Origin of the sequence: Geoglobus ahangari (assembly GCF_001006045.1) — an archaeon.
Classification (GTDB): Archaea; Halobacteriota; Archaeoglobi; order Archaeoglobales; family Archaeoglobaceae; genus Geoglobus; species Geoglobus ahangari.
This window is the reverse complement of record NZ_CP011267.1, coordinates 668,319-682,274: the sequence shown is the minus strand read 5'-3', so window position 1 is coordinate 682,274 and position 13,956 is coordinate 668,319. Positions and strand designations below refer to the sequence as shown.

At 53.5% G+C, this 13,956-nt stretch carries 17 protein-coding genes, 1 tRNA gene and 1 CRISPR repeat array (1 of these 19 cut by a window edge); of the genes, 7 read left to right on the top strand and 11 right to left on the bottom strand.

Going from position 1 to position 13,956, the window contains the following annotated elements; all coding sequences use genetic code 11:
* A CRISPR array of direct repeats spans positions 1 to 28; the repeat unit is 30 nt; it reaches 675 nt to the left of the window's first position.
* Positions 29 to 264: 236 nt separating this feature from the next.
* From argC to GAH_RS03985, 3 genes are read right to left on the bottom strand one after another with little or no spacing between them, the layout of a single operon-like run.
* Positions 265 to 1,266, bottom strand: coding sequence for an N-acetyl-gamma-glutamyl-phosphate reductase (gene argC / locus GAH_RS03995; protein WP_048096727.1), 1,002 nt, complete (start codon positions 1,264 to 1,266; stop codon positions 265 to 267).
* A gap of 5 nt (positions 1,267 to 1,271) precedes the next feature.
* On the bottom strand, positions 1,272 to 1,925 hold the full coding sequence (locus GAH_RS03990; protein WP_052747750.1) for an enoyl-CoA hydratase/isomerase family protein: 654 nt from the start codon (positions 1,923 to 1,925) through the stop codon (positions 1,272 to 1,274).
* A gap of 39 nt (positions 1,926 to 1,964) precedes the next feature.
* The gene (locus tag GAH_RS03985; protein WP_048094823.1) at positions 1,965 to 3,743 is read right to left on the bottom strand and encodes an ASKHA domain-containing protein; all 1,779 of its coding nucleotides are present in this window, start codon (positions 3,741 to 3,743) and stop codon (positions 1,965 to 1,967) included.
* 52 nt (positions 3,744 to 3,795) lie between these two features.
* Here GAH_RS03985 and GAH_RS03980 point away from each other — a divergent pair, with 52 nt between their 5' ends.
* From GAH_RS03980 to ribB, 3 genes are all read left to right on the top strand, one after another.
* Positions 3,796 to 4,545, top strand: coding sequence for an arginase family protein (locus tag GAH_RS03980; protein ID WP_169745337.1), 750 nt, complete (start codon positions 3,796 to 3,798; stop codon positions 4,543 to 4,545).
* A gap of 72 nt (positions 4,546 to 4,617) precedes the next feature.
* Complete coding sequence (locus tag GAH_RS03975) at positions 4,618 to 5,265, top strand: winged helix-turn-helix domain-containing protein/riboflavin kinase (RefSeq protein WP_048094821.1); 648 nt, start codon at positions 4,618 to 4,620, stop codon at positions 5,263 to 5,265.
* Positions 5,262 to 5,963, top strand: a complete 702-nt coding sequence (gene ribB / locus GAH_RS03970; RefSeq protein WP_048094820.1) for a 3,4-dihydroxy-2-butanone-4-phosphate synthase — start codon at positions 5,262 to 5,264, stop codon at positions 5,961 to 5,963. The genes GAH_RS03975 and ribB overlap by 4 nt, the downstream gene beginning before the upstream one ends.
* Here ribB and rplJ read toward each other — a convergent pair.
* From rplJ to GAH_RS03955, 3 genes are all read right to left on the bottom strand, one after another.
* Positions 5,960 to 6,484 (bottom strand): 50S ribosomal protein L16, encoded by a 525-nt coding sequence (rplJ, locus tag GAH_RS03965; RefSeq protein WP_048094819.1) that lies wholly within the window; start codon positions 6,482 to 6,484, stop codon positions 5,960 to 5,962. The genes ribB and rplJ overlap by 4 nt on opposite strands.
* A gap of 185 nt (positions 6,485 to 6,669) precedes the next feature.
* On the bottom strand, positions 6,670 to 7,242 hold the full coding sequence (locus tag GAH_RS10310) for a class I SAM-dependent methyltransferase (RefSeq protein ID WP_052747749.1): 573 nt from the start codon (positions 7,240 to 7,242) through the stop codon (positions 6,670 to 6,672).
* Positions 7,243 to 7,286: 44 nt separating this feature from the next.
* Positions 7,287 to 8,138: a CAP domain-containing protein gene (locus tag GAH_RS03955; RefSeq protein WP_048094818.1), complete on the bottom strand. Its 852-nt coding sequence runs from the start codon at positions 8,136 to 8,138 to the stop codon at positions 7,287 to 7,289.
* 48 nt (positions 8,139 to 8,186) lie between these two features.
* On the opposite strand from GAH_RS03955, the gene GAH_RS03950 reads away from it, so the two are divergent.
* A complete protein-coding gene (locus GAH_RS03950; protein WP_048090177.1) occupies positions 8,187 to 8,336 on the top strand; it encodes a 50S ribosomal protein L40e in 150 nt (49 codons plus the stop codon).
* Here GAH_RS03950 and GAH_RS03945 read toward each other — a convergent pair whose 3' ends face one another.
* Positions 8,337 to 9,236, bottom strand: a complete 900-nt coding sequence (locus GAH_RS03945; protein ID WP_048094817.1) for an MBL fold metallo-hydrolase — start codon at positions 9,234 to 9,236, stop codon at positions 8,337 to 8,339.
* Positions 9,237 to 9,324: 88 nt separating this feature from the next.
* On the opposite strand from GAH_RS03945, the gene aroA reads away from it, so the two are divergent.
* Complete coding sequence (gene aroA, locus GAH_RS03940; protein ID WP_048094816.1) at positions 9,325 to 10,560, top strand: 3-phosphoshikimate 1-carboxyvinyltransferase; 1,236 nt, start codon at positions 9,325 to 9,327, stop codon at positions 10,558 to 10,560.
* Positions 10,557 to 11,648 (top strand): chorismate synthase, encoded by a 1,092-nt coding sequence (aroC, locus tag GAH_RS03935; protein WP_048094815.1) that lies wholly within the window; start codon positions 10,557 to 10,559, stop codon positions 11,646 to 11,648. Before aroA ends, aroC begins: the two co-directional genes overlap by 4 nt.
* Here the strand turns inward: aroC and GAH_RS03930 are convergent.
* The 4 genes from GAH_RS03930 to GAH_RS03915 form a co-directional block, all read right to left on the bottom strand.
* Positions 11,645 to 12,124 carry a hypothetical protein gene (locus GAH_RS03930; protein ID WP_048094813.1) on the bottom strand — a complete coding sequence of 160 codons (480 nt, stop codon included), beginning with the start codon at positions 12,122 to 12,124 and terminating at the stop codon, positions 11,645 to 11,647. The genes aroC and GAH_RS03930 overlap by 4 nt on opposite strands.
* A 97-nt stretch (positions 12,125 to 12,221) precedes the next feature.
* Positions 12,222 to 12,545, bottom strand: a complete 324-nt coding sequence (locus tag GAH_RS03925) for a transporter permease (RefSeq protein ID WP_156967385.1) — start codon at positions 12,543 to 12,545, stop codon at positions 12,222 to 12,224.
* On the bottom strand, positions 12,545 to 13,273 hold the full coding sequence (locus GAH_RS03920) for an SLC13 family permease (RefSeq protein WP_048094810.1): 729 nt from the start codon (positions 13,271 to 13,273) through the stop codon (positions 12,545 to 12,547). The genes GAH_RS03925 and GAH_RS03920 overlap by 1 nt, the downstream gene beginning before the upstream one ends.
* Before the next feature lie 65 nt (positions 13,274 to 13,338).
* A tRNA-Glu gene (locus tag GAH_RS03915) sits at positions 13,339 to 13,413 on the bottom strand.
* A gap of 143 nt (positions 13,414 to 13,556) precedes the next feature.
* Between GAH_RS03915 and GAH_RS03910 the strand changes: the two genes are divergently transcribed.
* Entirely contained in the window at positions 13,557 to 13,901 is a 345-nt protein-coding gene (locus GAH_RS03910; RefSeq protein WP_048094808.1) for an SCP2 sterol-binding domain-containing protein, read from the top strand.
* Positions 13,902 to 13,956 lie beyond the last annotated feature (55 nt).

Sequence of the window (13,956 nt, the reverse complement as noted above, 5' to 3'; positions counted from 1 at the left end):
TTCAATCCTATTTTAGTCTGATTTTAACAACCGATAATATTCCTCCCAATCCCTATAAAACGCTTTCTCCTGCTTTTTTCAGTTTAAATACTGCAGCGAAAGTTAAGTGATGCATGGAGTATATAAAGGTGCGCGGAAAAATCCTGAGAGAGACATGCAAACTTGTAAACATCAGCAAGCCTGACAGGCCACTCTTCGAAAAATTATGGATATAAAACAGCTAAAAAAGAATTTGACAGACTCGCCAAAAAACCATTAAAAAACCTAAGGAAACAGCGGCGGGTAGTCCAGTCCCAGCCTCTCGTCCAGTCCGAGCATCACGTTCATGTTCTGCACGGCCTGTCCGCTGGCCCCTTTCACGAGGTTGTCTATTGCTGAGACCACAACCACCCTGTCCCTGCCCTTATGCACAGAGATGTCCACGAAGTTGCTCCCCCTGACGTAGCTCAGTCTCACACTCCTCTGCATCCTGATGAAGTAGCAGCCGTCGTAGAATTTCCTGTAGATCTCTTCAAGCTCGTCCTGCTCGAGCTCCCCCCTGAGGAAGACGTGAGCGTTGGTCAGTATGCCCCTCGACCCGGGGAAGACCTGAGGGGTGAAGGATACGCGAATATCCTCCTGAAACCTCCTGAGCTCCTGCTCCATCTCGTGGTAGTGCCTGTGCTCGGTAATCTTGTAGGGCACAATGGCCTCGTGGAGGTTCGGGTAGTGTGTGAACTCCGTCGGACTCGCCCCAGCCCCGGTTATTCCGCTCTTTGAGTCGAAGACCACCCTCTCAACGAGCTCGAGGTCTGCGAGGGGTGCGACGGCGAGTATCGCACCTGTGGGATAGCATCCGGGGTTTGCGACGAGCTTTGCACCCCTTATCTCGTCCCTGTGGAGCTCGGTCAGCCCGTAAACTGCATCTATGTACGCCTCGTGCTCCTTCCCGTAAACCTCCTCGTACTTCTCCTTTGAGAGCCTGTAGTCTGCGGAGAGATCCACAACCCTAACTCCAGCCTCGTACAGCTCGGGAACATACTTCATCGCCTCTCCATGGGGAACGGCCGTGAAAACAACATCACACTCCGAAAATACCGCAAAGTCTGGCTCCACAAACTCGAGGTCGTAAAATCCTTTGAGGTGCGGGTGCACCTCCCACAGCTTCTTCCCCTTCTCCTTTCTTGAACTAACGGCCGCAATCTCAGCTTCAGGATGCCTCGCGAGGATTCTGAGGAGCTCAGATCCAGTATATCCCGTGCCTCCAATTATCCCAACCCTGACCATGCACCTCACCCCTGCTCGAATCCCCTCAGCTCCATAATGGATCTGAGGGCAAGCTCCTTCTCATGCTCCACGTGCTCGGCCATATCCCTGTAGACGAGCTCCTTTATGTACCTCACCGAAGGGCCATTAAGCTCTTCCGCCATCCTCTTCGCATCCTCAAGCGTTCCGAACTCTGACACGATTCCGAGCTCGAGCGCTTTCCTTGCGTCAAATCTCTCCGCGGAAAAGAGTAGCTTCAGCGCCCTCTTAAGCCCCACAGCTCTCGGCAGAAGGTAGGACACGCCCATATCCGGGGCGATTCCGAGCTTTGCGAAGCCCGTTGAGAACACCGCACTCTCCTCAGCTATTATTGCATCGCATGCGAGGGCAATGCTGAAGCCCGCGCCAAGAGCATAGCCCTTGACGAACGCCACGACTGGCTTTGGATAGCGGCATATGTCGAGAATGAAATTGTTAGCGAGCTCGGCAAACTCGAGGATCTCGTCCTTGCCTGCAACACCCACATAGTCAACATCTATGCCCGAGCAAAAGCTCGGCTCCCCGTATATGACCACGGGATTCTCACAGGACCTGAAGCGCTTGTAAACCTCCTTCAGGTGGTCGAGGTTGAGAGCGTTGTGCTTCTCGGGCCTGCTGAATGTGACGACATCAACAGCCATGCAGGTTGTTGACAAGGAGAATAGAAAAAGTTTTGTCTTTCAGACGTACTTTGAGTAGATCGTCGGGAAAAGCTCGTATTTACCGGGCAGGGCGAGAGCGGCGTTGTACTCCTCCATGAAGTTCGCATCCGTGCTCAGGTCGAAGTATGTCATCAGCTTCGCCATAGTCTCCGCGAGCTGCCTCTTCTTCCTGGACGTTAGGGCGAGGTAAGCTCCGGCGAGGGAGCCGTTTCCTATCTGCCTGACCTCGGCGTTAGGAAGCTCGGGGAAAAGCCCTATGATCACCGCGTTTTCGAAGTTTATGTAGTAGCCGAAGCCGCCAGCGATGTAAAACCTGTCAACATCAGCCGGAGTTATGCCGGCCTTCTTTATCAGCACCGCTATTCCCGCGCAGACTGCAGCTTTCGACTTTATCAGCGTGTCTATGTCGTTCTGGGTGAAGACGATGTCCTCTCCCGTTTCCGTCTCGCTTCCCTCCACCACAACAAACTCGTAGCCGTCCTCACCCCTCCTGACCCTCGGGTGCTTGGTGTCGAGGTTGCCCTGAAAGTCCACGATGCCGTTTTTGAGCAGCTCAGCCAGCAGATCTATGAGCCCGCTGCCGCATATGCTCCTCGGCTTCTTGTTGCCTATGACGGTGTACTTCACCTCCCCATCCACGATCTCCACATGATCTATCGCGCCCTCCACAGCCCTGCTGCCGTGCTTTATCTCATAACCCTCAAACGCCGGGCCGCTCGCGACGCTCGTGGATATCGCCCAGCCCTCACTGCCGAGCACAATCTCTCCGTTCGTGCCGAGGTCGACCATCAGCGAGAGGTATGGAGAGTCAACCACGCCGCTCGCGAGCACATCTCCGACTATGTCACCACCCACATACCTGCCAACCGGAGGTAGAGCGAAGACGAGAGCGTTTTCATTAACCTTCAGCCCGAGCTGTGAGGCAAGGGCGGTGTAGCCCTTCTTCTCCACCCTCACGTTCGACGACTTGAAGAGGTAGTTGATGTCCATGCCGAGGAAGAAGTGGGTCATCAGAGTGTTTCCTGCCGCAACCACATCGTATATCTTCTCGGGGGAAGAGTAACCCTCAAGAAGCCTGTCCACAAGCTTGTTTATCGACTCCACAACTGCCTTCTGCAGTATCTCCAGCCCGTCCTTCCGGCTGAAGACGAACTCAACTCTCGAGAGCACCTCCTCGCCGTATATGATCTGGCCGTTGTAGTCCGAGGCTATGTTCACCACGTTACCAGTATTGAGATCAACAAGCGCCGTGACGAGTGTGGTTGTGCCTATGTCTATCGCCAGTCCGTAAAACTCGTTCCTCGTGTCCCCCTCCTCAACCGCTATAACCTCATTTCCCCTCAGAACGAGGGTCAGATCCCCGTCCTCCACCTCAGGGGAGCAGGACAGCCTGTAACCGTTCTTCGAGAGAACTTCAGGCAAGAACGCGTCAGCGTAAAACTCCTTTCTGACGTCGGGCTGAAGCTCCTTCCCCGACACGATGAAGTCCTTCAGAATCTGCTGCTTTTCAAGTCTCGACTCGAGCGGGATGTATATCTCAGCATCGCTCATCAAATAAGTCTGACACGCCAGAACGACACCCTTCTCCCTCTCCTTCTTGGAGACGAACTTCTCGTGCGGCTCAGGGTTTATCTCGTACTCACCGTTCCTGACGATGACCTTGCACTTCCCGCAGCTTCCCTTGCCACCGCACAGACTCCTTATACCCTCACCAACACTCTGAGCGATTTCGAGAATGGATTTCCCCTTTTCAGCCTCCGCTCTTTTTCCTGAAGGGAGAAAAACGACCTTTACCATCAATCAGAGAAATCCGCAAAAATTATTTATTAATTTTCCCGAAAAGGATAGTATGGGAATTGCAATAATTTATAATAAAGATATGGCGTCAGAGTGGCTCGGCGCGTCAAAAAGGTTTTCCGGATTCAGAGAAAGGCACATTTCCTCGGAAATCACACCAGACGATTACATTCTCAGATTCCACACCCCAGAATACTTTGAGAGGGTTAAGAACACCCCCTTCTTCAGGCCAGCCTACGAGTCCATAAAATGCGTGCTCAAGTCGGCGGATGAGGTGGAGGAGCATGAGGTCGTGATAGTCCCGACGGTTGGCACGGGTCATCACGCGGAAAGGGACAGGTGGAGGGGGTACAGCTTCTTCAACGACCTCGCGATACTCATCGAGAGGCTGAAGGAGAAGGGGTTCGAGAAGATTGCCGTTCTCGAGACCGACACCCACCACAGTGAGTCCTACAGGGTTTGCGACGCCAGATTCTTCTGCATCTCCGGGGAGAATAAGTGCAAAGACGTTGTGGACATGAAGTGCAGGATCTCCCGCAGCTCTGAGCCTGAAAAGTACCTGAGCAGGTTCAAGGAGGTCGTTGAGGGCATAGCCAAGGCAAATCCGGATGTTGTCGTGTGGTACCTTGGCCAAGATCTGCATGTTAGGGAGTACTCGGAGGGGAACCTCGATGGTGAGGCTCTGGAAGAGATGATAAAGGCCTTCCTCTCAATTCCGGGCAAGAAGATCGTTCTCCTCAGCTCCGGATCGAGGGAGGACGTTTTTGAGGAGGTTATCTCCGCCTTCAAAAGGCATTCCTGACCCCACTATTTTTGCACACCCCCCGCAACAAACCAACAGATTTATAACGAGAAGCTTCTCATTTTTGAGAAGATGATCGATGCGCTCAAGAAGCTCGCACTGATGAACGCGACAAGAAAGGTCGTCAAGCTCAGCTCAAAGGAGTTCGCCGAGAAGATAGACCAGAGCCTTCAGACTGCCGCGAGAAAGCTGAAGGAGCTTGAAGACAACGGGCTCATCGAGAGGATACTCGACAAGGACGGACAGTACATAGTCATAACCGAGAAGGGAAAGGAGATGCTCTACAGGGAGTACCTCGACCTGAAGAAGATCTTCGAGGGAGAGGACAAGGTCTGCATCAAGGGGAGAGTCATCAGCGGTGTTGGGGAGGGGAAGTACTACGTCAGCCTCGATGGGTACAGGAGGCAGTTCGAGGAGAAGCTCGGCTTCACGCCCTACCCCGGCACCCTGAACCTGAAGATCCCGAAGGAGCAGATGTACTTCAGGAGGATGCTTGACGAGGAGGAGGGAATTCTGATTGAGGGATTCAAGACTGAGGACAGGACGTTCGGAGAAGTTAAAGCGTTCAGGTGCAGGATTGACGGAGTTGAGGGCGCGGTCATAATGCCGAAGAGGACGCACTACAGCAAGGACGTGCTCGAGGTTATCGCCCCGGTCAGCCTGCGGGACAGGCTGGGCCTTAAAGATGGTGATGAGGTGGAGGTTGAGGTGCTGCTATGATTGAAGATGCGATAAAGGCGTTCAGGAAGGGCAAGCCCGTTCTGATTTACGATTTCGACGACAGGGAAGGGGAGACGGACATAGCCATCCCCGCCCTGAGCGTTGAGCCCGAAGATGTGGCGATGATGAGGATAGATGGCGGTGGGCTTATCTGCGTGTCGATCCCGTTCAGCGCCGCGGAAAAGCTCGGACTGCCGTTCATGCACGACATCCTGAGCTTCTCGGCCAGAATGTTTCCTCAGCTTGAGAGGATCGCTCACTTCGACATAAGCTACGACTCCCGCTCGTCTTTCAGCCTCTGGGTCAACCACCGCGACACGTACACGGGCATAACCGACGTGGACAGGAGCCTGACAATAAGGAAGGTTGGTGAAGCTGTTAAAAGCGTTCTGAGCGGTGAGGACTTCGACTTCGGCAGGGAGTTCAGAAGCCCGGGACACGTGGCAATTCTGAAAGCGTCTCAGAAGCTCGTTTACGAGAGAGTCGGGCAGACCGAGCTGAGCATAGCCATAGCGGAGCTTGCCGGCATCACACCAGCTGTCGCGATATGCGAGATGCTCGACGACAAGAGTGGGAGGGCGCTGTCGAAGGAGGATGCGATGAAGTATGCCGCCGAATACGACATTCCGTTTGTAGAGGGCAGAGAGGTGGTCGAGTACTACAAAAAGAGAGCGGAGGAGCTTAAAATAAGGGTTTAAACCTTTCCCTTCAGAAGCTCCCTTCCCTTTTCAACAACTATGCTGACCGGGGTCGGCATCTTCTGCCCGGCCCTCTTCAGCGCCTCCTTTGCGACTTCAAAGTGCTCGGGCTTCGTCCAGATGCTCATTATCTTCGTTCCCGGCTTCACCCTCGCCGCAAGCCCCACAGGCTTTCCGAAGGCCTTCCTCATTCCCTGCGAAATTCTGTCCGCTCCAGCTCCCGTAGCCATCCTGTGCTCCCTCAGAACGTGGTGCGGGTAGATCCTGACCTTCAGGAAGTAGTTGCTCGAACCGGCTCTCCTTGCTATGTACTTGTTCGCAGCAATTCTCGCGGCTTCCAGAGCGGTATCCCTAACCTGAACAGCCTCTTTTGCGACAAGGGTGAGCATGACGGGGAATTCGGCCTTTTTATTGCCCATCTCGAACTGCCTGAGCCTTGTACCCGGTGCACCATCAATGTACTCCTTTCTCGTGTAGGGTCTCTCGAGCCTCCTCCACATCCTCGCTGGTCTCCTCGCCATAGTGGTGAGGGTGGTGGAAGGGTATTTAAGTTTAACCTGACCCGTGCAAAACCGGACGAATTCGGGATTCAAGAAGTCCCTGAAAGAGCAGGTACATAGATTTTACCTATTCCCCTCGGAATTATTCTCCAGAGAATAGGTCAATAGAATACGATAATTACGCAAAAACCACACAAACAAAACGTTCAAACCTCCTTCACAGCAATCCCAGAAACCATCAGTGGGAACCTCCTCCTGACCTCAATTTTACCAGCGTTCTCGAGGTTTTCAAAAAACGATTTAAACTCGTAGAAACTCAGACCGTGCCCCACAAAACCCTCCCTTCTCGCATCGAGAATGTAAAGCACCCCTCCCGCTTTCACCATCCTCCACAGATTCTCCAGCCCCTTTTCCGGGTTTTCCCAGTGGTGGAGTGAGAACGTGGAATAGACGACGTCAAACTCGCCAAAGTAGTCTCTCTCCACATCCCCAACCACGAACCGAACACTCACGCCCGCATCTCTCGCCCTTTTCCTTGCGATCTCCACCATGCTCCCCGAGATGTCGAAGGCAACAACCTCGACTCCAAGCTCCTTCGCAACCCTGACTGCGAGAATCCCGGGCCCGCATCCTGCTTCCAGGTATTTCCCCTTAACGCCGATCCTCTTCAGATCCCTGAGAGCGTGCCAGTAAAGAATGAACGAGAACCTGCTCACAGCTCTGTCGTACCTCCTCGCACCCTCTCCCTCAAACTGCTCGAACTTTTCGAGAATGCCCATTATAACCACTCAGGTTTAAAAACAAATAAACTCTTCTTTCACAATTACACGTCCAGATACTCAATAACCACCCTTCCCCTGCAGCTCTCCAGCACCCTGACCTCTACGAAGTCCTCCCTACCGGCGTATTCTGGATACGTCAGGGAAAAGCACCTGTCCGGGTGTGCTCTCACAGCAATCCTTGCCTTTCCGTCAAACTCCTCGTCCACGGGCTGAAGGAGGAGCGTCTGGCCCTTGGTGAATTTGGACTCCACCACGACTCTGTTCAGCGTTGCAATCAGCGTTATGTAAACGTCCTTCTGCCTTGCGTAAACTCCAACCCCGCAGTGGGTGAACTCGGAGAGCATAACCTTTCTGTGTCCCCTGCTTCGCTTCCACCCCTCAACGCACCTCTCCGCAATCGCCTCCTCTCCAACGCTCGACTTAAGCCCTGCAATCCTGTAGATGTTCTCCCCAACGGCAACGAAGTAAATACCTCTCTCCCTGAGCAGCCTGTATGCGTTCTTTCCGCCTGCGTTGTGACTGAACTCTTTTTCAAGGAGAGCGCTCTTCTCTCTCGCGATTTTTGCCAGCCTCTCGCTCCACCTAATACTCTCAAGCCCCTTCTCCTCCCTGAACCTGTTAATCCCGGAAAAAACAAGCTGCTCGATGAGCTTCAGGTCGAGCGAGGAGGTGTCGTAAAGCAGCTCCCCCTCGGATATCAGAACCTCGGAAAACGGCTCGTCAAACCTGTACTCGAACTCATGGCCCAAGTACTCACCAACGAATACGAAACCGCTTTTGAGAAACTTCTCAGGGATATCAGCACACCCATCGACGTAAAACTTCCTGCCTCCAGAGAGAACGTAGCCTCTCAGCGGGTTTCCGTTTTCCCGAACTCTGAAGCAGATCCTCATCAGACCACCATCGCAAGTATTAAATACACTCACCTGATTGCAGCCACTATGGCAAGATTCCCAGAGGCTGAAGCGAGGCTTTTCAACGTCAAGATATGCATGAGGTGCAACGCAAGGAACCCCATCAAGGCAAAGGTCTGCAGGAAGTGCGGCTACAAGGGCCTGAGGCCGAAGTCAAAGGAGAGGAGAGGCAAGTAATCAAATTCTGTTTTCTTTAACGTACTCGTAAATCCCCCTTATCGTGTTCCCTATGAAGTAGTCCTCCCTCTTTCTGATGTCCCTATCCAGCTTCAGGTAGCCCGCGAACCTCGCATCCCTTTCCAGCAGATCCCTCACCACCCTATCCCTGATGCTGTCGAAGCTCTCGTCGGACGTGCAGCAGATGGCATCCGTGACCGCGTCAACCCACATTCTGAGCTGCCTCTCCGCATACTTCGCCACATCTCCGGAATTCTCGTAAACGCCGAAGTGTCCGAAGCAGGCGGTTTTGTTTCCAAGCTTCTTCAGCTTTCTGATGGACTCATCTGCAACCTCGTAAATGAATCTCGGCGGAGTTGCGGGCCTCTGATAGATGTCCTCCTTTATCGCGTGGAAGACGCCCAGAGCCTCCCCCACAAACAAGTAGTCTCCAATCAGGTAACTCTGGTGGTGCACAGCATGTCCCGGGGTCGGGATTACCTCCACTCCTTCCACACCGTCAGCGAACCTCGACTCGTCAACCGGGACGATCTCCCCGTACGCCTTCGCGATGTCCCCGAGAACCTTGAGGCTGCCCTTCCACAGCCTCTCCGGGTTAACAAGGTGTTCCTTTCCCCTCTCGCTCACAACGAGCTTTGCACCTTCGAAGTATTTCAGAAACTCTCCAACTCCCCCAGCATGGTCTATGTGAATGTGGGTAAGGAGCACGTAGTCCACGTTCCGCACACCAATCTCCCTGAGGGAGTTTACGAGCACCTCTATGGTACTTTTCGGCCCCGGATCCACAACAGCAGTGAACTCCCCGGTGTAAACCCATGAGCTTATGAACTTCCTGAACCCCTCTATTTTTTGAGGGAGATCGATGAGATACAGGTCGTCCCCGAACCTGTATATGTTCATAAAGAAGCTCTCCCGAAAACCATGAAAAGCTTTGTGATTTTTGCCAGCGGTGGAAACTGTAATATTCCAGAAAGTGTAGAAAAGGGATGTGGACGTGAGAATATCGAAAAGTGAGGTCAAAGGAGAGCTGGTGGCTCCACCCTCAAAAAGCTACACCCACAGGGCGTTCTTCGCCTCGGCCCTCTCGAAGAAGAGCGTGGTTAAGAACCCCCTCATCTCAGACGACACCCTCTCAACGCTCTGGTCATGCATAGGGATGGGGGCGAGAGTGTCGAGAAAGGCCGGCAACCTCTACTTCAGGGGGACTGAGGAGATAAGGCCGGGGTACTACTACGCCGGCAACTCGGGCACGACCCTTAGGATCCTTATCTCGCTGCTGAGCCTCAGCGAGAGGGCGTCGCTGGTGGATGGTGACGAGTCCCTGAGGAAGAGGCCCAATCTGGAGCTCGCAGAGGCTTTAATGAAGCTCGGGGCAAAAATCTCTGGTGGTGACAGGTTCACAGCCCCTCTCTCAGTCAGAGGCCCAATTCGCGGAGGTGTTGTTAGGATTGCAGCGAGCAGCTCCCAGTTCGTCACATCACTACTCTTCGCCCTACCGCTGCTCGACGAGGAGTCCACGGTGATAGTTGAGGAGACGAAGTCCCGGCCGTACATAGACGTGACGCTCGACGTGCTTGAGAGGAGTGGTATGAAGGTAGAGGCTGACGGGAAAGAGTACCACATCCACCCATCCGAGTTCGACCTGAGGGAGTTTCAGGTGCCGCCTGACTTCTCGTCCCTCAGCTACATAGTCTCGGCGGGAGTCATCGCAGGAGAGGTGAAGGTCAACGGGGTTGTGGACTCCAGACAGGGAGACAAGGTGTTTCTGGATGTCGTGAGGGAGATGGGGGGCGAGGTCAGCTGGAAAGGAGATGTGGTTGTGGCAAGGAAATCGGAGCTTGAGGGCATAGAGTTCGACGCCCGCGACACCCCGGATCTCGTACCAACAATAGCCGTGCTTGCTGCGCTGGCGAAAGGGGAGACGAGGATAAGGAACGCGGAGCATCTGAGGATAAAGGAGACCGACAGAATTCGGACTGTCGTGGAGAACCTGAAGAGGTTGGGAGTGGATGCGAGGGAAACGAGAGATGGCATGATCATAAGGGGTGGCAGGATTGAACCCGGCACCATTGACAGCTTCGGAGATCACAGAATCGCGATGGCGTTCTCGCTGCTTGGCCTTGTGGGGGAGGTTGTGATCAGAGACGCGGAGTGCGTTGGCATCTCATATCCATCCTTCTTTAGGGATTTGATGAGAATAGAGGCGAGGGTTGAGGTGCTATGACGGGAAACACATTCGGGAGAGTCTTCAGGGTAACCACGTTTGGGGAAAGTCACGGGTATGCGGTTGGCTGCGTCGTTGACGGGTGTCCTGCGGGCGTGGAGCTGAGCGAGGAGGACATAAACAAAGAACTCAGGAGAAGGAGACCGGGAGGGAGGCTCGCTTCTCCAAGAAAGGAGAGGGACGAGGTCAGGATCCTCTCGGGGGTCTTTGAGGGAGTGACTCTCGGAACGCCTATAGCAATGATGGTCGAGAATAAGGATGCGAATCCAAAGGCCTACGAGAGCATAAGGGATCTCGCAAGGCCGGGACACGCGGACTACACGTACTTCGCCAAGTTTGGGGTTAGAGACTGGAGGGGCGGAGGGAGAGCCTCCGGAAGGGAGACCGTGGCGAGGGTTGCCGCAGGTGCGATAGCCAAGAAGGTGCTCTCCAAGCTCGGAGTGAGAGTGTACGGGTTTGCGAGAGAGATAGCGGGAATAAGGGCTGAGGTTGAAGGGGACATTGAGGAGGTGTTCGAGAGGGCAGAGAGGAGTGAAGTGAGGTTTCCGGACACTGAAAGGGAGGGAGAGGTCATAGAGAGGATAGAGTCAGCCATCAGAGAGGGAGATAGCGTTGGCGGGGTTGTCGAGGTAGTTGTCAGAGGTGTTCCGGCCGGGATTGGAGAGCCGGTTTTCATGAAGACCGATGCGTACCTCGCCTACGCCCTCATGGGCATTCCTGCGGTGAAAGGTGTTGAGGTTGGAGCGGGCTTCGAGGCTGCGAGGATGAAGGGCAGCGAAATGAACGATGAGATGTATGCAGAGAAGGGTCGGATAGGGTTCTACTCGAACAACGCAGGAGGAATTCTGGGTGGAATCACCACCGGGCAGGACATAGTCGTGAGAGTTGCTGTGAAGCCCACGCCCAGCATTTCCAAAAAGCAGAGAACCGTAAACCTGAAAACGCTGGAAAACGTTGAGATCAGCGTGAGGGGGAGGCACGACCCCTGCATAGTGCCAAGGGCTGTTGTCGTCTGCGAGGCAATGGTGGCCATGGCTGTGCTCGACCTGATGATGATTCAGGGAGTCGTTCCGAGATTTTTCGGTTAGTAGGCCTTCCAGACTTCCGATACGAGCCTGACGTGCCTCTCCTTTTCTTCCACGAGAAACTCGAGGCACGGAATTACTCTCTTGGTCACTGCTGGATCGATCTCCTTCTCAACATCCGCACGCTTCAGATCCTCCAGCAGGTACCTGTAGTAATCCCTGAGAACGACCTTGATCTTGCGGAGAATTGCCGCCTTCTCCGCGTAGAACATCTCCTCAAAATCGTAGTGCTTTGTAAGATCTGGCTCAGGGATCTTGCTGCCCTTGAGCCCCTTCAAACACTCAATCAGCTTCGTCTTGTGCAGCTCGGAATCCCTGAGCAGGTCGTACAGAATTCTCCTACCATTTTCATCGTCTTCAGCCATAAAAAGTTTCAGCAACATGTTCACGTTGCTCTCCTCAATTTTTATTGCTTTCTCTATAAGGTGGGCCAGAACCTCCTCATTTATTACCATCTTCCTGTTCACCTCTCCACCCATACAACTAAAACATCTGAAAGAAATAATTTAAAACTTTTCAAAAATTACCATTGCTAATAAACAACGTTGAAAGAGAATGTCAGGAGATCTGCATTCACTAAAAGACGAAATGGTAGATCAACAAACTTGACACCAGCACAAAGGGAATGGAGTAGCTGTGGTAAACCCTGAGAAACCTCCCGTCACCAACCATCCGGTATGCGATCAGGTTCGCGAAAGAGGCTATGAGCAGACCGCTCCCTCCAACGTCAACTCCGGCCGCAATCGCGGCGTAGTCACCACTCACGTCAGACATCAGTATCGCTGCAGGAACGTTGTTCACGATCTGGGACAGCAGCACGGAGGCCAGAAACGCTTCACCACCCGAAACACTCACGTCGAGCTGGAACACGCTCGTTATGGCCCTGAAGTCGATGAACATCACCGCGAACATGAGTATGAGAGGCCAGTCGGAGGTCTGAGAACGCGCCTGAAGAAGATGGCGTAGAACAGAACAACAAGAGCGAGCGAGTGGTGCATTCTCAGCTCAAGAGATGCCACAAAAAGGATCAGGAGGATGAAAGACGATGCCGCCAGCCGTCTGTCAACCGTGAACTCCCCATCCCTGACCACAACACTCCTCCCGCTCACAGAGGTCACGAGAGCCAGAAGAACGAGCATCTGAATCAGAAACGGCAGGAGCATAGATGCCACGAACTCCGTAAATGAGACGCCCCACTGGTGCCAGAGCAGGAGGTTCTGAGGGTTTCCGATTGGTGTGAGAGTCGAGCCGGCGTTGGCAGATATCGCTTCGAGCGTAACCGCCCTTCTGACATCAACCACTCCGCTAAGACTTACGGTGATCGGGACAACGACGAGGATTGCTGCGTCATTTGTGACCGTCGCCCCCAGAAGTGCTGAAAGAAGGCACAGCCTCAGCACTATGCCCCTCTCGGTTCCCGAGCTCTTCGCAAGCTTCTCGGCTATCTCGGACAGATAGTCGCTCTCCCTGAGGCCGGTCGTAATGACCAGAAGTCCAGCAAGACCGGAAACTGCTCTCCAGTCAACAAATCCCGGGTACTCCCTGACCTTCTCCGGGAAAGCGATGCTTATGACCGCAAGCAGGAACACAAACACCACGAGAGGGGCGTTCCGTCCAACCCTGTTCACGTTAAGTGGTAGCGGTTGTGAGATATATTTGTTTCCCGAACCGAAAACCCAGAAAAGTTAAATCATGCTCCGGCCGGGATTTGAACCCGGGTCGCCGGCTCGAAAGGCCGGAATGATTGGCCGGGCTACACCACCGGAGCCTAATCATAGCCAGTTTAAATTCAGTTTATAATACTTTTGCCCTGAGAAGCTCCTGAAAGGAGTGTGCTCGACTGAGCGAGAAAGAGCGACCAAAACTGCAAAATTTTTAAGGTTTCGGGTCAAGAGGAGTAGTGGTGATAAGGTGAGCGAGGCGAAAGAGCTTATAATAAAGATGTGCGAGCTCCAGAACAGCTCGGAGGACATAAAGAAGGAGCTCGCTGGCTGGAGCGGAGTGGTTCAGTACAGGCTCGGTGACGAGGAGTTCTACGTCGTGTACAGGGAGGACGGGTCGTGTGAGTTCGGCGAGGGTGTGCACGACTCTCCAAACTTCACAGTCATAGCGTCTCCGGAATACTGGGTCTCCGTGCTCAAAGGGCAGGAGGACCCCATCATGGGGTTCATGATGCAGAAGTACAGGATCGAGGGCAACATAATGGAGGCGCAGAGGCTTGCCGGCATTCTGAAGAAGTTTGCAGGAAAACTCTAATTATTTTTTGCCAGAAATATATAACGATTGAACATTTCAATTTTGAAAATCCCTT